The sequence below is a fragment of the Streptomyces bacillaris genome, from assembly GCF_003268675.1.
Taxonomy (GTDB): domain Bacteria; phylum Actinomycetota; class Actinomycetes; order Streptomycetales; family Streptomycetaceae; genus Streptomyces; species Streptomyces bacillaris.
Genome location: NZ_CP029378.1, coordinates 2,126,806 through 2,141,578, shown reverse-complemented (window position 1 = coordinate 2,141,578; position 14,773 = coordinate 2,126,806). Strand labels below are relative to the sequence as shown.

Sequence of the window (14,773 nt, the reverse complement as noted above, 5' to 3'; positions counted from 1 at the left end):
ATGGCGGGGTCGCTCCCGTGTGCCCGGGAGCGTCGGCGCGAGTCGGACGGAACGATGAGGGGCGGGACCAGGGTGAGTGCGTCAGGCACCGCGGCGGCCGGCAAGGTCGAGCACATGCTGCGCCAGGTCGGTCCCGGGCGTTACGACGCCTACGAGGAGCTGCTCGCGGCCCTCGCCGACGGCCGGGTCTGGATGCTGCTCTGGCACGGCACGGCCGGTTCCCCGGACGCGCAGTACGGCTCCATGGAGGTCGACGGCCTGGGGTACGCCCCCTGCGTCACCTCGGCCCAGGAACTGTCCGCCAGCGGCTGGACCCGCGCCCATGAGCTGGTCTCCGGCCGGGACATCGCCCGCACCCTCTTCCCCGACCGCTGGGGCATCTGGCTCAACCCGCACGCCCCCGGCGGTGGTGTCGGCATCCCCTGGCTCGACCTGCGCCGGATCTCCACCGGCCTGGACCGGCTCCCCGCCGGACCGCTCCGGCTGACCGAACCCGCCGTGGAGCTGCCGCAGTTCTACGCCCAGCTCACCCAGAACGCCCACCGCACCCCGGCCGTCCGCTCGCTGCGCCGCGCCTGGGTGCACCCCGCGGTGGGCGTCCCGTACCTCGCGATCGGGCTCGATCTGTACGACTCCGGGCGCGCCTCCGTCGACGCGGTGCGCACGATGATGCGGCAGTCGATCGGCGCGGTCCCCGACGGGTTGCCCGTCTCCACCGTCGCCCTGTCCGACGAGTACGACCCGGTCGCGATGTGGCTGCGGGCCAACGCCCGGCCGTTCTACGACCGTGAGCCGCACGCCCCGGCGGGCCCGCCGCCGGCCCCCGCCCCGGGTTACGGCTACCCGCCCCAGCACCACCGCTGACCCGCGCGGCCGGGCCCCGCGGCGTCGCCCGCCGGCCCCGCTGAACTGCGGATCCTCGCGGCGCCCCTGACCTGCCCGGCATTCCCGCGCCGCCGAACACCCCCAGATGTCGGGCCTGTTAACTGCCCACGGAGGGATGTCCCGGAACTGGACGGTTTGTTAACTGTCCGGGTCTCGACTAGGTCTCACCGCTATCCGGACTGTTCTCTTGCGGCATACCCCGTCTGTAGTGTGCGGCCATCAACCTCACCACATGGCGAACCAGGGGTGGACCCATGCGCATATTCAAGTCCCGGGCTGTCCGGGCGATCACGACAGCGGTCGCTGTCGGTCTGATCGCCACGGGCTGTTCCAGTGAGCGGGACGAGGGCGGCTCCAAGGGGGGCGACAAGGACACCTTCGTCTTCGCCGGCTCCGGTGACCCCGGCTCCCTCGACCCGGCTCTCGCGACCGACGGCGAGACGTTCCGCGTCACCCGTCAGGCGTTCGAGGCCCTGCTGGAGCACGAGTCCGGCGGCAGCGAACTGGTCGGCGGCCTCGCGGAGAAGTGGTCGAGCGACCCGTCGGGCAAGGTCTGGACGTTCAACCTGCGCCAGGGCGTGAAGTTCCACGACGGCGAGGTGCTCAACGCCGCCGCGGTCTGCGCGAACTACGACCACTGGTTCAACTGGAAGGGCACGTACCAGTCCAGCGCGGTCTCCTACTACTGGCAGACCATCATGGGCGGGTTCGCGAAGAACGAGGACGCCGAGGCGCCCAAGCCGAACTACAAGTCCTGCACCGCCAAGGACGAGAACACCGCGGTGATCGAGGTCAACGAGACCTCGGCCAACCTGCCGGGCGGCTTCTCCCTCCAGGCGCTCGCGATCCACTCGCCGAAGGCGATCAAGGAGTACGAGAAGCAGGAGGCGACGGCCAAGGGCGACGCCATCACGTACCCCAAGTACAGCCAGGAGGCCGGCACGGTCGCCGGTACCGGCCCGTACAAGATCGTCAAGTGGAACAAGGGCAACAAGGAAGTCTCCCTGGAGCGCTTCGACGAGTACTGGGGCGAGAAGGCCAAGGTGAAGAACCTGGTCTTCCGCACCATCTCCACCGAGGAGACCCGCCGCCAGGCGCTCCAGGCCGGTGACATCGACGGCTACGACCTGGTCTCGCCCGCCGATGTGACGACGCTGGAGAAGCAGGGCTTCGAGGTCCCGACCCGTGACGTCTTCAACATCTTCTACGTCGGCATGAGCCAGGGCGCGAACCCGGCGCTGAAGAAGCCCGAGGTCCGTCAGGCGATCACGCACGCCATCGACCGCGAGAACCTGGTCAAGACCCAGCTGCCCGAGGGCGGCAAGGTGGCGACCCAGTTCATGCCCGACACGGTCGCCGGCTTCTCGGACCAGGTGAAGACGTACCCCTTCGACACCGCCAAGGCGAAGGACCTCCTCAAGCAGGCCGGTGAGGAGAAGCTCAGCGTCGAGTTCTGCTACCCGACCGAGGTCACCCGCCCGTACATGCCCGCCCCGCAGGACCTCTTCGAGCTGATGAAGGCCGACCTGGAGAAGGCCGGCATCACCGTCAAGCCGAAGGCCATGAAGTGGGCCCCGGACTACCTGGACGCCACCGAGGCCGGCTCATGCGCCCTGCACCTGCTGGGCTGGACCGGTGACTTCAACGACGGCTTCAACTTCATCGGCACCTGGTTCTCCGGCCCCGACAAGCAGTGGGGCTTCAAGGACCAGAAGGTCTTCGACGCCGTGAACGCGGCCTCCAAGATCTCCGACGCCGCGGGCCGCACCGAGGCGTACAAGAAGGCCAACGAGGCGATCATGGAGTACCTCCCGGGGGTGCCGATCTCGTCGTCCCCGCCGGCGATCGCGTTCGCCAAGAACGTCAACCCGCCGAAGGTCTCCCCGCTGACGCAGGAGAACTTCGCCGAGGTCTCCTTCAAGTAATCGCACACCAGCGGGTCCGCCCGGCCACAGCTACCAGGTGGCCGGGCGGACCCGCATCGACGCACGTGAGAAAGGGGCATGCGGGGTGCTGCGACTCGTCGTCAGAAGACTTCTCCAGCTCATTCCCACCCTGCTCGGCCTGTCGGTCCTGCTGTTCCTCTGGCTGAACCGACTGCCCGGCGGACCCGCATCGGCGATCCTGGGCGAGCGGGCCACCGAAGCCGAAGTGGCGAGGATCAACCGTGCACTCGGGCTCGACGAGCCGGTGCACGTCCAGTACTGGCGCTTCCTGAAGCGCATCTTCGAGCTCGACCTCGGAACCTCCACCCAGACCGGGCAGCCGGTGTGGGACGAATTCGCCCTGCGCTTCCCGGCCACCGTGGAGCTGTCCATCGCCGCGATCCTCATCGCCGTGGCCGTCGGCATCCCGATGGGCTACCTGGCGGCGAAGCGGCGCGGCGGCTGGCTGGACGTCGCGTCCGTCTCCGGATCGCTGCTCGGCATCTGCATCCCGGTCTTCTTCCTCGCCATGCTGCTGCGCGGGATCTTCTCCGTCCAGCTGGGCTGGTTCCCGAGCCAGGGACGGCTCACCACCGGCCTCAACGCCACCGACATCACCGGATTCGCCGTCCTGGACGGGCTGTTGACCGGCGAGTTCGACGCGAGCTGGGACGCCATCATGCATCTGGTCCTGCCCGCCCTCGCGCTCGCCTCGATCCCGCTCGCCGTCATCGTCCGGATGACCCGCGCCAGCGTCCTGGAGGTGCTCGGCGAGGACTACATCCGCACCGCCGAGTCCAAGGGCCTGGACAAGCGCGTCGTCCGCGGCCGCCACGTGCTGCGCAACGCGCTGCTGCCGGTGATCACCGCGGTCGGCCTGCTGACCGGCAGCCTGCTGTCCGGTGCGGTGCTCACCGAGTCGGTCTTCGACTTCGGCGGCATCGGCTCCTTCATCCGTACCGCGATCGACGGCCGCGACTACCCGGTCCTCGTCGGGTTCATTCTCTTCATCGCGATGGTGTACGTACTGATCAACCTGCTGGTCGACCTCGCGTACAGCATCATCGACCCGAGAGTGCGGGTGCACTGACGTGACGATTCTGACCAACAAAGCAGACAAGATCGACCGTCTCGCCGAGCTGACCCAGAGCTCCGAGTCCGTCTCGGGCAGCAGCCTGTGGCGCGAGGCGTTCCGCCGGATGCGCTCCAGCAAGATGGCCATCATCGGCGCGGCCATCATCGCCGCGTTCGTGCTGGTCGCCGTCGTCGGGCCGATGCTCGCCCCGCACGGCCCCACCGCGCAGAACTGGCGCGCGGAAGTCTTCCCCAACCAGGGCAAGTTCGTCGGCATGCGCGGCGAGAACTGGTTCGGCCTGGACCATCTGGGCCGCGACATGTTCTCCCGCTGGCTCGTCGGGGCCCGGCAGACCCTCCTGGTCGGTGTGGTCTCCATGCTCATCGGCCTGATCGTCGGCGCCACGGTCGGCGTCCTCTCCGGCGCCGCCGCCACCCTCGGCGGCAAGGTCGGCAAGCGCGTCGACACCGTGATCATGCGCATCACCGACATCATGCTGTCGCTGCCGTCCCTGCTGCTGGCCGTCTCCATCGCCGCCGTGCTCGGACAGTCGCTGACCACCGTGATGATCGCCGTCGGTGTCGTCCAGATCCCCATCTTCGCCCGCCTGCTGCGCGGTTCGATGCTCGTGCAGGGCGGCGCGGACTACGTGCTCGCCGCGAAGGCGGTCGGCATCCGGCGCAAGCGCATCGTGCTGACCCAGATCCTGCCGAACTCGCTCAGCCCGGTGATCGTCCAGGCCACGCTGAGCCTCGCCACCGCGATCATCGAGGCGGCGGCCCTCTCCTACCTGGGGCTCGGCAACCCCGACCCGGCCGTTCCCGAGTGGGGCGTGATGCTCTCCCAGGCACAGCGCTTCTTCGACAACGAGCCGATGATGGCCGCCTATCCGGCCATCGGGATCATCATCACCGCACTCGGCTTCACCCTGCTCGGCGAGGCCATGCGCGAAGCCCTCGACCCGAAGCTGCGAGGCTGACATCCCATGCCACTGCTCTCAGTTGAAGAACTCAGCGTCACCTTCACCGCACGCGGCCGCAAGGACGCCACGGCCGTGGACGGCGTCTCCTTCGACGTCGACCAGGGCCAGGTCGTGGGCCTGGTGGGCGAGTCGGGGTGCGGCAAGTCCGTCACCTCGCTGGCCCTGATGGGGTTGCTGCCCCGCAAGGGCGTACGGATCGGGGGGCGGGCCGAGTTCGACGGACGGAACCTGCTGGCCCTCGGTGAGCGCAAGCTCCGCGACATGCGCGGCAGCCAGCTCGCGATGATCTTCCAGGACCCGCTCTCCTCGCTGAACCCGGTCGTCCCCATCGGCATCCAGGTCACCGAGATCCTCCAGCGCCACCGCGGCCTCAAGGGCGAGAAGGCCCGCAAGGAAGCGGCGTCGCTCCTCGACCGGGTCGGCATCCCCGACCCGGACCGGCGGCTCAAGGAGTACCCGCACCAGCTCTCCGGCGGTATGCGCCAGCGTGCGCTGATCGCCATGGCGGTGGCCTGCGCGCCCCGCCTGCTGATCGCGGACGAGCCGACCACCGCCCTGGACGTCACCATCCAGGCCCAGATCCTGGAACTGCTCAAGGAACTGGTCGACCAGGAGGGCACCGCCCTGCTGATGATCACCCACGACCTGGGCGTCGTCGCCGGCCTCTGCGACGAGGTCAACGTCCTCTACGCGGGCCGGGCCGTGGAGTCGGCGGGCCGCCGCGAGCTGTTCGCCCACCCCACCCACCCGTACGCGCACGGGCTGCTCGGCTCCATCCCGCGGCTCGACGCGCCCCGAGGTGAGCCGCTCAACCCGATCCGCGGCTCCATCAACGACAAGATCGCCTGGGCCGACGGCTGCGCCTTCGCACCCCGGTGCGACCACTACACGATGGAGTGCCTCACCGGCACCCCCGAACTGACCGAACCACGCGCGGCCGGACACCAGGTCCGCTGCGTCAACCCGGTCCTGCCCACTGCGGAGGTCCCGGCATGAGTCTGCTCGAACTGGACGGCGTCAAAGTCCACTTCCCGGTGAAGAAGGGCCTCTTCTTCGACCGTACGGTGGGCCACGTCTACGCCGTCGACGGTGTCTCGCTCAGTGTGGAGGCGGGCCAGACCTACGGCCTGGTCGGTGAGTCCGGGTGCGGCAAGACGACGCTCGGCCGTGCGGTGCTGCGGCTGAACGACATCACCGAGGGCGCGGTCGTCTTCGACGGCACCGACCTCGCGAAGCTGCCCGCCGAGGAGATGCGCAACTTCCGCCGCCGCCTCCAGATGGTCTTCCAGGACCCGCTGGGCAGCCTCAACCCCCGGCAGAACATCGAGTCGATCCTCTCCGAGGGCATGGCCGCCCACGGCATCGGCAAGGACCAGGCCGAGCGCCGGGAGAAGATCAAGGAGATCCTCGCCAGGGTCGGGCTACCGGCCAACGCGCTCTCCCGCTACCCGCACGAGTTCTCCGGCGGCCAGCGCCAGCGCATCGGCATCGCCCGCGCGCTGGTCCTGGAACCGGACGTCATCATCTGCGACGAGCCCGTCTCGGCGCTCGACGTCTCGGTCCAGGCACAGGTCATCAACCTCCTGGAGGAACTCCAGGAGTCGCTGGGCCTCACCTATCTGGTGATCGCCCACGACCTCGCCGTCGTCCGGCACATCTCGGACGTCATCGGGGTGATGTACCTGGGCGGGCTGGTCGAGGAGGCGCCGAGCGACGCGCTGTACGCGGGGCCCCGGCACCCGTACACCAAGGCGCTGATGTCGGCCGTCCCGGTGCCCGACCCGGAGGTGGAGGACCGCCGCGAGCGCATCCTGCTCCACGGCGACCTGCCCTCCCCGGCCAACCCGCCGGCCGGCTGCCGCTTCCACACCCGCTGCCCGTGGGTGCAGGAGACCAAGTGCGCCACCGAGCGCCCGCCGCTGCTCGACACCGGGGACGGCCACCGGGTCGCCTGCCACTTCACGGCCGAGATCGAGGCCGGGACGGTCAAGCCGACCCTGGCCATCGGCATCGAGGCGGTCGTCGCCACGGAGGCGGTCGCGGCCGAGGCGGTGGAGGTGTCGGAGGGCGACGCACCGGAGGGGGCCGCCCAGGTGCCGGGCCAGGCCGACGCCCCCGTCGCCGTGCCCGCGAAGGACGGAGCCGCCGAGTAGGACCGGCACAATTGTCCGGTGCTCACCGAACTGTTCACGCCCTCCGTCCAGCATGCGCTCGACCTCGTCGGGATCTTCGTCTTCGCGATCTCGGGCGCGCTGCTCGCCGTACGCAAGAACTTCGATGTCTTCGGCATCGCCGTTCTCGCCGAGGTGACGGCGCTGGGCGGAGGGCTGTTCCGTGACGTGATGATCGGCGCGATCCCGCCCGCCGCCTTCACCGACCTCGGCTACTTCATCACCCCGCTCTTCGCCGCCGGTCTGGTCTTCTTCCTCCACCCGCACGTGGAGCGCATCCAGGCCGGGGTCAACGTCTTCGACGCGGCGGGGCTCGGCCTGTTCTGCGTGACCGGCACGGTCAAGGCGTACGAGTACGGCCTCGGGCTCACGGCCTCGGCGGCGCTCGGGCTGGCCACCGCGGTGGGCGGCGGTGTGCTGCGGGACGTGCTGGCCAACGAGGTCCCCTCGCTGCTGCGCTGGGACCGGGACCTGTACGCGGTGCCCGCGATCGTCGGCGCGACCATGGTCGTCCTCTGCATCCGCTTCGACACCCTCAACGCCCTGACCAGCGGCCTGGCGGTGATCGCCGCCTTCACCCTGCGGCTGCTGGCCCTGCGCTTCCACTGGCGGGCGCCGCGCGCCTACAACCGGTCCTCGGCGCGGGCGGAGGAGGCGTAGAAGAAGCGTCAGAGCCTTGAGAAGGAAAGGACAGTCAAAAGCTACCGCTTAGTAATGCGATCCGTGTACGGTGCATGCCATGGCACAGGCAGCGACAGAGGCGGCGGCGCAGACCGCCCCGGCAACCCCGGCATCCATCGGCGACAGCGAGTTCGACCGGGACACCGCGGTCACCCGGCGCGAGGAGGGCGTCTACGACGCGACCCTCTCCGCGGGCTGGACCATCATCCAGGCCGTCAACGGCGGCTATCTGCTGGCCCTCATCGGCCGCGCGCTGGGCGAGGCCCTGCCGCACCCCGACCCGTTCTCGGTCTCCGCCCACTACCTCACCGCCTCGGTCCCCGGCCCCGCCGTGATCCGCACCCAGACCGTCCGCACCGGCCGGACCCTCTCCACCGGGCAGGCATCCCTCTTCCAGTACGCCGAGGACGGCAGCGAGATCGAGCGCATCCGGGTCCTCGCCACCTACGGCGACCTGGACACCCTCCCCGACGACGTACGCACCACCGCCCTGCCGCCCGCCATGCCCGCCCGCGAGCACTGCCTCGGCCCGAGCGACGGCGCGCCGAAGATCCCCGGCAGCTCGGCCATCACCGACCGCCTCGACATCAAGCTCGACCCGGCGACCGTCGGCTGGGCGGTCGGTGCCCCGTCCGGCAAGGGTGAGATGCGCGGCTGGTTCGGCCTCGCGGACGGCCGCGACCCCGACCCGCTCTCCCTGCTGCTCACGGTGGACGCCTTGCCGCCGACCTCGTTCGAGCTGGGCCTCACCGGCTGGACCCCCACCGTGGAGCTGACCACCCACGTCCGCTGCCGCCCCGCCCCGGGCCCGCTCCGCGTCGCCATCACCACCCGCAACCTCGCGGGCGGCTTCCTGGAGGAGGACGCGGAGGTCTGGGACAGCGCCGACCGCCTCGTCGCCCAGTCCCGCCAGCTGGCGAAGGCGCCGCGCACGAAGTAGGGCGTACGGAGGTACGAGTACGAGTACGGCTTCTGCGCCCGTCCGGGGTCATCCCGGGCGGGCGCGCCGCTGTGGGGTGCCGCGGCGAGTTCGGCCGTCGTCGGTCCCGGGCGTTCGCGCGCCGCTGTGGGGTCCCGGATGGGCGTCCCGTCCCTCAGTCCGGGGCGGGTGCCTCGTCGAGCCAGTGGGCGCGGCCGATCGTCACCAGCCGCAGCCGCCGTTTGGTCCGCCGGACCACCTCCCGCTCGCGCTCCGGGCCGGCCTCCAGCAGGGCCGAGGCGGTCATGACCATGTGGTCCACGTAGAACCCGCCGAGCATCAGCAGATCCTCCTCGCTCCACCCGGCCGCCCCCGGCTCCTCGCCGAGCGCCGCCGCCACCTCCTCCGCGAACCGGAACAGCTGCGCCGCGATGGCCTCGCGCACCGGGCCCACCCCGCCGTGCTGCTCCCGGGCGATGAACCGGAAGTGGGCGGGCTGCGCCGCCACATGGCGCGCTATCACCTCCACGCTGCGGTCCACCCGCTCCTCGCTGTCGCCCGTCTCCATGAGCACCGCGGCGATCAGCCCGTGCAGGCTGCCCAGCGTCTCCTCCACCAGGGCCACCCCGAGGGCGGCGGTGTCCTCGAAGTGCCGGTAGAAGGCGGTGGGCGTGACCCCGACGGCCCGGGTGACCTCGCGCAGCCCCAGACTGCTCAGGCTCTGGTGCTCCAGCAGCCCGAGCGCGGCGTCCAGCAGGGCCTGGCGGGTCCTGAGCTTCTGGGTCTGGCGGATTCCGACGGTGTGACTCATGCCATTCAGTAAACAACCGTTCTCCGAGTCGAGGAAGGGGTCGGAGGTTTAGGCTGGGGAGTCAGTGAACACTCGTACTCCGAACGGCATTCGTCTTCGCGCGACCCCGCGCAGACTTCGTAGAGAGAGGTTCCGCCGTGCTCGTCCTCGTCGCCGCGCTGTTGCTCCTGGGCATCGCCCTCGGGGCGGTCGCCCAGCTTCCGGTTCCGGTCTCCCTGGCTGCCGCGAGCGTGATCGGCTGCTGGCTGCTGATCTTCGCCGTACGGGAACGCCGCACCCGCTGACCCGTATCCGCACCCGTACGCGTAGCCGTACCTGCTGATCCGCACCCGCACCCGCCGAGCCCGCCCTGCCCGGACCGATCCGAAGGAGCTCGCACCATGACCCTCACCCTCATCGACCGCGCCCGCCGTGCGGACCACGTCACCGACAAGCACGTCACCGACAAGGAGACCGCCGACGCGGGCGCGGCGCCGGAGAGGACCCCCGACTCCGCCCCCGGCTCCGCTCCGCGCCGGGCCACCGGCCGGGAGGCGGACGGGCTCGCCGTCGCCTCCTTCGTCCTCGGCCTCGTCGGGCTGCTGGTCTTCAACCTGCTGCTCGGCCCCACCGCGATCGTGATGGCGCTGCTGGCCCTGGCCCGCCGCACCCGCCGCCCCGGCCGCGCCCGGCTCGGCCTCGCGCTGGGCGTCGCGGACCTCGTGGTCCTGGCCGTCCTGGTCACCGTCAACGGCACGGTCGCCTGGGATCTGGCCGGCTGACGGGCGCGCCCCCGAGCCGCTCACCCCGTTCCGGATCGGGCTCCGGACCGGGCTCGGGGCCGGGCCACCGCACCCCCGTGCGCCCGTGCGCGGTCGCCGCACCGTGAGACGCCCCGCCATGCGCCCCGCCCCGGGCTCGTAGAATCGGCCCCACCATGGCCTACCTCGACCACGCCGCGACCACGCCGATGCTTCCCGAAGCGATCGAGGCGATGACCGCCCAGCTCTCCGTCACCGGCAACGCGTCCTCGCTGCACGCGGCCGGCCGCAGAGCCCGCCGTACCGTCGAGGAGTCCAGAGAAACCCTCGCGGACGCCCTTGGCGCACGCCCCAGCGAGGTGGTGTTCACCTCCGGCGGCACGGAGGCCGACAACCTCGCGGTCAAGGGCCTCTACTGGTCCCGCCGCGACGCCGACCCCCGCCGCACCCGGGTCCTCGCGGGCCCCGTCGAGCACCACGCCGTCCTGGACGCCGTCGACTGGCTCGCCGAGCACGAGGGCGCCACCGTCGACTACCTCCCGGTCGACCGCCACGGCCGGGTCCACCCCGAGGACCTGCGCGCGGCGATCCTCCGCAACCCCGACGACATCGCGATGATCACCGTGATGTGGGCCAACAACGAGATCGGCACGATCATGCCGGTACGGGAACTGGCTGCGGTGGCCGCCGAGTTCGGGATCCCGATGCACGCCGACGCCGTGCAGGCCTTCGGCCAGCTGGAGGTCGGCTTCGCCGCCTCCGGGCTGGCCGCGATGACGGTCAGCGGTCACAAGATCGGCGGCCCGTTCGGCATCGGCGCGCTGCTGCTGGGCCGCGACCACACCCCCGTACCCGTGCTGCACGGCGGCGGCCAGGAGCGGCACGTGCGCTCCGGCACCCTGGACGTGCCCGCCGTCGCCTCCTTCGCGGTGGCCGGGCGGCTGGCCGCCGAGGGGCGCGAGCACTTCGCCCGGCGCGTCGGCGCACTCCGCGACGACCTGGTGGCCGCCGTGCGCCACGCCGTCCCCGACGCCGTCCTCGGCGGCGACCCGGACCCGGCCGGGCGGCTCCCGGCCAACGCGCACTTCAGCTTCCCCGGCTGCGAGGGCGACTCCCTCCTGCTCCTGCTGGACGCCCAGGGCATCGAGTGCTCCACCGGTTCCGCCTGCACCGCCGGGATCGCCCAGCCCAGCCACGTACTCCTGGCCACCGGCACCGATCCGGACCTGGCCCGGGGCACCCTGCGCTTCTCGCTCGGCCACACCTCCACCGAGGACGATGTGAAGGCGCTGGCCCAGGCGATCGGCCCGGCGGTCGAGCGGGCCCGGACGGCCGGCCTCAGCTGAGGGCGGCGGCACGGCGCGAACCGGGCGCGGACTCCTCCGCCTCCGCCGACGCCTACTCCGCCTTTGCCGACGCGGAGGCAGACGGTGTCGGCGGGGCCGTCGCCGCCCGCCGCACCAGCTTCAGATAACGGTCCCAGTCCCAGTGCGGACCGGGGTCCGTGTGGTCGGTGCCGGGCACCTCCACATGACCGATGATGTGCTCCCGGTCGATGGGGATGTCGTACCGCGCGCAGATCGACGCCGTGAGCCGCGCCGACGCCTCGTACATCTCCTTCGTGAGGTCCTTGGGCCGGTCCACGAACCCCTCGTGCTCGATGCCGACCGCCCGCTCGTTGAACGACCGGTTGCCCGCCTGGTACGCCACGTCCAGCTCGCGGATCATCTGCACCACCCGGCCGTCCTGGCCCACGATGTAGTGCGTCGCGGCCCGGTGGGAGGGGTCCTGGAAGACCCGCACCGCGCTGTCGAAGCTGCCCTGGGTGACATGGATGATCACGCGGTCGATCCGGAAGTCGTCCGGCCGGTCGGCCCGCCGCCAGTTCGCCTCGGAGGCGGCGACCCAGGTGGCGCCCGCGTAATCCAGCTCACCGGGCTTGCGGGGCTTCTCCACGCCCGGTATCCGCCACCACGCCCGCCTCATCTCCTCGCGCGCGAGGACGGCGGCGGTCCCGGCCGCCACCACCGCACCGCCGCCGATGAGCAGCGCACGCCGGCTGACGCCGCCGCCGGACTTCTTCCGCGACGACCTGCCCGAGGGCTTCCGCGACGCCCGGGTGCTCCCGTTGTTCCCCATGTGATCGTCAACGCATATCCGCGAGCATTCGGTTCCCGGCGACCCGTACCCTGGAGGGGCTATGACTCAGACTCCCCAGCGCCCCCTGCGTGTCCTCGCCGCGATGTCGGGAGGCGTGGACTCCGCCGTCGCCGCCGCCCGCGCCGTCGAGGCGGGCCACGACGTGACCGGTGTCCACCTCGCCCTCTCGGCCAACCCCCAGTCCTTCCGGACCGGGGCGCGCGGCTGTTGCACCATCGAGGACTCCCGGGACGCCCGCCGCGCGGCCGACGTCATCGGTATCCCGTTCTACGTCTGGGACCTGGCGGAACGCTTCCGCGAGGACGTGGTGGAGGACTTCGTCGCGGAGTACGAGGCCGGGCGCACGCCCAACCCGTGCCTGCGCTGCAACGAGAAGATCAAGTTCGCCGCGCTGCTCGACAAGGCGCTCGCCCTCGGCTTCGACGCCGTCTGCACCGGCCACTACGCCACGGTCGTGCTCACCGAGGACGGCAGCCGCGAGCTGCACCGCGCCTCCGACATGGCCAAGGACCAGAGCTATGTGCTCGGCGTCCTGGACGAGAAGCAGCTCGCCCACGCCATGTTCCCGCTCGGTGACACCCTCACCACCAAGGACGAGATCCGCGCCGAGGCCGAGCGCCGGGGCCTGGCCGTCGCCAAGAAGCCCGACAGCCACGACATCTGCTTCATCGCGGACGGCGACACCCAGGGCTTCCTGGCCAAGCGCCTCGGCGGTCCGGCCGAGGGCGACATCCTGGACGAGTCCGGTACGAAGCTGGGCACCCACGACGGCGCGTTCGGCTTCACCATCGGCCAGCGCAAGGGCCTCAAGATCGGCCACCCCGCACCCGACGGCAAGCCGCGCTACGTGCTCGACATCTCCCCGGTGAACAACACCGTCACCGTCGGCCCGGCCGAGGCCCTCGACGTGACCTCGCTGACCGCCATCAAGCCCCGCTGGTGCGGAACGCCTCCGTCCGGCCCGGGCACGTACACCGCGCAGCTGCGCGCCCACGGCGGCGAGTGCGAGGTGACGGCCGAGCTGGTGGACGGCTCCGAGCTGCACGTCACCTTCACCGAGCCGGTCCGGGGCGTGGCCCCCGGTCAGGCGGTCGTCCTCTACGACGGCACCCGCGTGGTCGGCTCGGCCACCATCGCGACGACGGTCCGCCGCGAGCGGGCCACCTCAGGGGCCTGACACCCCGGCTCACGACGCCTGGCGTACGTACACGTCCCGGGCGAAGAAGTCCGCCAGCACCGGGGCGAGCACCTGCGGGGCCACCTCGCGCGTCTGGCCCGTCAGCGTACGGTGCCGGGCGCGGGGGAGGGCCTCGGCCAGGGTCCGGGTGGCGGCCCGGGACCGGGCCGAGCTGAAGCCGCCGCAGACCACCAGCGTGCGGGCGGTCACGGCGGCGAACCGCTCGACCGGGACCGCCCCGTCGCCCAGCACCGCGTCGTCGTACGCCAGCGTGGGCGCCAGCGCCTCCAGCCCCGGCCACAGGGGCGCGCGCCGCATCCGGTCCACCGTCGCCGGGTCCACGCCCGTCGCGGTCAGGAACAGCTCCACCGCCCCGGCCCGGTCCCCGGCGGCCAGCAGCCGGTGCAGCCGGTCCGAGGCGCGGGCCTTGAGGAGGAGGCCGGAGGCGCCGGGGGTGTAGGGCGGTTCGTAGACGGCGAGCAGCTCCACGGGGAGCCCGGCGGCGGCCGCCTCCAGGGCCAGCGCCCCGCCGGAGGACATCCCGAAGACCGAGGCGCCGGGGCCCGCTGCCGTGACGACGGCCGCCAGGTCCTCGATCTCCCGGCGCACGCCCGCCACCCCGCCCGCCCCGCCGGAACCGCTGGCGCCCCGGCCCCGGCGGTCGTAGGTGACCACGGTGAAGCGCGCCGCCAGCAGGGCGGCCAGGGACGCGTCGGCCGCCGCCGTGCCCAGCGCCCCTCCCACCAGGACCAGGGGCGGGCCCTCGCCCCGGCGGTGGCAGGCGATCGGCGTGGAGTCGGCGGAGAGAATCCTGTCCATGGGAGGGCAGACCGGGCTGGGCCCGGAAACTCATCGCCGGCGGTGGAAAACTTCCGGGAAGGTGCTCCGCCCCGGGTCAGTCGGGGACGACAGCCGTCTCGTAGAAGCAGAAGTGGCCCTTGATCGCGGCGACTTCGGCCTTCGGCTCGGGGTAGGCCCAGACGAGATCGGCGGCACCGGGGACCGACCAGTAGGAGGCGTCCCCCTTGAACGGACAGTGGGTGGTGGTCTCCGACGGGGTGAGCAGCTCCGTACGGACGTCCTCGGGCGGCAGGTAGTAGCGGTCCGGGCAGCCCGTCTCGCGCAGCACGAGCGGGCGGCGGCTCTCGGCCAGGACCTGCCCGTCGTGCACCGCCCTGACGCGCACGGTGCCCGGCTCGACGGTGATGTGGTGTCCTCGGGTGGCTCGGGTGGAAGTCATGCCTGTT

The 14,773-nt window shown here is 71.6% G+C and carries 16 protein-coding genes; 12 read left to right on the top strand and 4 right to left on the bottom strand.

Annotated features, from left to right (window positions below; translation table 11 throughout):
- The first annotated feature begins 72 nt into the window (after positions 1 to 72).
- The 8 genes from DJ476_RS08655 (at position 73) to DJ476_RS08620 (ending at position 8,659) form a co-directional block, all read left to right on the top strand.
- Complete coding sequence (locus DJ476_RS08655) at positions 73 to 864, top strand: enhanced serine sensitivity protein SseB C-terminal domain-containing protein (protein WP_078949635.1); 792 nt, start codon at positions 73 to 75, stop codon at positions 862 to 864.
- Positions 865 to 1,139: 275 nt separating this feature from the next.
- Positions 1,140 to 2,810, top strand: coding sequence for an ABC transporter substrate-binding protein (locus tag DJ476_RS08650; RefSeq protein ID WP_103421293.1), 1,671 nt, complete (start codon positions 1,140 to 1,142; stop codon positions 2,808 to 2,810).
- Positions 2,811 to 2,895: 85 nt separating this feature from the next.
- Positions 2,896 to 3,900 carry an ABC transporter permease gene (locus tag DJ476_RS08645; protein ID WP_018492309.1) on the top strand — a complete coding sequence of 335 codons (1,005 nt, stop codon included), beginning with the start codon at positions 2,896 to 2,898 and terminating at the stop codon, positions 3,898 to 3,900.
- Position 3,901: 1 nt separating this feature from the next.
- A complete protein-coding gene (locus tag DJ476_RS08640; RefSeq protein WP_103421295.1) occupies positions 3,902 to 4,864 on the top strand; it encodes an ABC transporter permease in 963 nt (320 codons plus the stop codon).
- Positions 4,865 to 4,870: 6 nt separating this feature from the next.
- Positions 4,871 to 5,863 carry an ABC transporter ATP-binding protein gene (locus DJ476_RS08635; RefSeq protein WP_103421296.1) on the top strand — a complete coding sequence of 331 codons (993 nt, stop codon included), beginning with the start codon at positions 4,871 to 4,873 and terminating at the stop codon, positions 5,861 to 5,863.
- Positions 5,860 to 7,020 (top strand): ABC transporter ATP-binding protein, encoded by a 1,161-nt coding sequence (locus DJ476_RS08630; protein WP_112490225.1) that lies wholly within the window; start codon positions 5,860 to 5,862, stop codon positions 7,018 to 7,020. The genes DJ476_RS08635 and DJ476_RS08630 overlap by 4 nt, the downstream gene beginning before the upstream one ends.
- A gap of 18 nt (positions 7,021 to 7,038) precedes the next feature.
- Positions 7,039 to 7,698: a trimeric intracellular cation channel family protein gene (locus tag DJ476_RS08625; RefSeq protein WP_019762996.1), complete on the top strand. Its 660-nt coding sequence runs from the start codon at positions 7,039 to 7,041 to the stop codon at positions 7,696 to 7,698.
- A 79-nt stretch (positions 7,699 to 7,777) separates the two neighbouring features.
- On the top strand, positions 7,778 to 8,659 hold the full coding sequence (locus tag DJ476_RS08620) for a thioesterase family protein (RefSeq protein ID WP_208853480.1): 882 nt from the start codon (positions 7,778 to 7,780) through the stop codon (positions 8,657 to 8,659).
- A 154-nt stretch (positions 8,660 to 8,813) separates the two neighbouring features.
- Here DJ476_RS08620 and DJ476_RS08615 read toward each other — a convergent pair whose 3' ends face one another.
- Positions 8,814 to 9,449, bottom strand: coding sequence for a TetR family transcriptional regulator (locus tag DJ476_RS08615; RefSeq protein ID WP_070199940.1), 636 nt, complete (start codon positions 9,447 to 9,449; stop codon positions 8,814 to 8,816).
- 137 nt (positions 9,450 to 9,586) lie between these two features.
- Between DJ476_RS08615 and DJ476_RS34840 the strand changes: the two genes are divergently transcribed.
- From DJ476_RS34840 to DJ476_RS08605, 3 genes are all read left to right on the top strand, one after another.
- Positions 9,587 to 9,733: a hypothetical protein gene (locus DJ476_RS34840; protein WP_019762994.1), complete on the top strand. Its 147-nt coding sequence runs from the start codon at positions 9,587 to 9,589 to the stop codon at positions 9,731 to 9,733.
- Positions 9,734 to 9,829: 96 nt separating this feature from the next.
- On the top strand, positions 9,830 to 10,210 hold the full coding sequence (locus DJ476_RS08610; protein ID WP_112490223.1) for a hypothetical protein: 381 nt from the start codon (positions 9,830 to 9,832) through the stop codon (positions 10,208 to 10,210).
- 155 nt (positions 10,211 to 10,365) lie between these two features.
- Positions 10,366 to 11,535, top strand: a complete 1,170-nt coding sequence (locus DJ476_RS08605; protein ID WP_112490222.1) for a cysteine desulfurase family protein — start codon at positions 10,366 to 10,368, stop codon at positions 11,533 to 11,535.
- Positions 11,536 to 11,587: 52 nt separating this feature from the next.
- Here the strand turns inward: DJ476_RS08605 and DJ476_RS08600 are convergent, their stop codons facing one another.
- The gene (locus tag DJ476_RS08600; RefSeq protein ID WP_103421301.1) at positions 11,588 to 12,328 is read right to left on the bottom strand and encodes an N-acetylmuramoyl-L-alanine amidase; all 741 of its coding nucleotides are present in this window, start codon (positions 12,326 to 12,328) and stop codon (positions 11,588 to 11,590) included.
- A gap of 61 nt (positions 12,329 to 12,389) precedes the next feature.
- Here DJ476_RS08600 and mnmA point away from each other — a divergent pair, with 61 nt between their 5' ends.
- Positions 12,390 to 13,526 (top strand): tRNA 2-thiouridine(34) synthase MnmA, encoded by a 1,137-nt coding sequence (gene mnmA / locus DJ476_RS08595; RefSeq protein ID WP_103421302.1) that lies wholly within the window; start codon positions 12,390 to 12,392, stop codon positions 13,524 to 13,526.
- A 9-nt stretch (positions 13,527 to 13,535) separates the two neighbouring features.
- On the opposite strand, the gene DJ476_RS08590 is transcribed toward mnmA, so the two are convergent.
- Together DJ476_RS08590 and DJ476_RS08585 are read right to left on the bottom strand one after the other, a co-directional pair.
- Positions 13,536 to 14,345 carry an alpha/beta fold hydrolase gene (locus DJ476_RS08590; protein ID WP_103421303.1) on the bottom strand — a complete coding sequence of 270 codons (810 nt, stop codon included), beginning with the start codon at positions 14,343 to 14,345 and terminating at the stop codon, positions 13,536 to 13,538.
- A gap of 76 nt (positions 14,346 to 14,421) precedes the next feature.
- Positions 14,422 to 14,766 (bottom strand): DUF427 domain-containing protein, encoded by a 345-nt coding sequence (locus DJ476_RS08585; RefSeq protein ID WP_103421304.1) that lies wholly within the window; start codon positions 14,764 to 14,766, stop codon positions 14,422 to 14,424.
- Positions 14,767 to 14,773 lie beyond the last annotated feature (7 nt).

Coding starts and splice junctions, on each gene's coding strand:
- DJ476_RS08650 (WP_103421293.1), top strand. CDS start 1,140: ATGCGCATATTCAAGTCCCGGGCTGTCCGGGCGATCACGACAGCGGTC.
- DJ476_RS08635 (WP_103421296.1), top strand. CDS start 4,871: ATGCCACTGCTCTCAGTTGAAGAACTCAGCGTCACCTTCACCGCACGC.
- DJ476_RS08630 (WP_112490225.1), top strand. CDS start 5,860: ATGAGTCTGCTCGAACTGGACGGCGTCAAAGTCCACTTCCCGGTGAAG.
- DJ476_RS08620 (WP_208853480.1), top strand. CDS start 7,778: ATGGCACAGGCAGCGACAGAGGCGGCGGCGCAGACCGCCCCGGCAACC.
- DJ476_RS08615 (WP_070199940.1), bottom strand. CDS start 9,449: ATGAGTCACACCGTCGGAATCCGCCAGACCCAGAAGCTCAGGACCCGC.
- DJ476_RS08610 (WP_112490223.1), top strand. CDS start 9,830: ATGACCCTCACCCTCATCGACCGCGCCCGCCGTGCGGACCACGTCACC.
- DJ476_RS08605 (WP_112490222.1), top strand. CDS start 10,366: ATGGCCTACCTCGACCACGCCGCGACCACGCCGATGCTTCCCGAAGCG.
- DJ476_RS08600 (WP_103421301.1), bottom strand. CDS start 12,328: ATGGGGAACAACGGGAGCACCCGGGCGTCGCGGAAGCCCTCGGGCAGG.
- mnmA (WP_103421302.1), top strand. CDS start 12,390: ATGACTCAGACTCCCCAGCGCCCCCTGCGTGTCCTCGCCGCGATGTCG.
- DJ476_RS08590 (WP_103421303.1), bottom strand. CDS start 14,345: ATGGACAGGATTCTCTCCGCCGACTCCACGCCGATCGCCTGCCACCGC.
- DJ476_RS08585 (WP_103421304.1), bottom strand. CDS start 14,766: ATGACTTCCACCCGAGCCACCCGAGGACACCACATCACCGTCGAGCCG.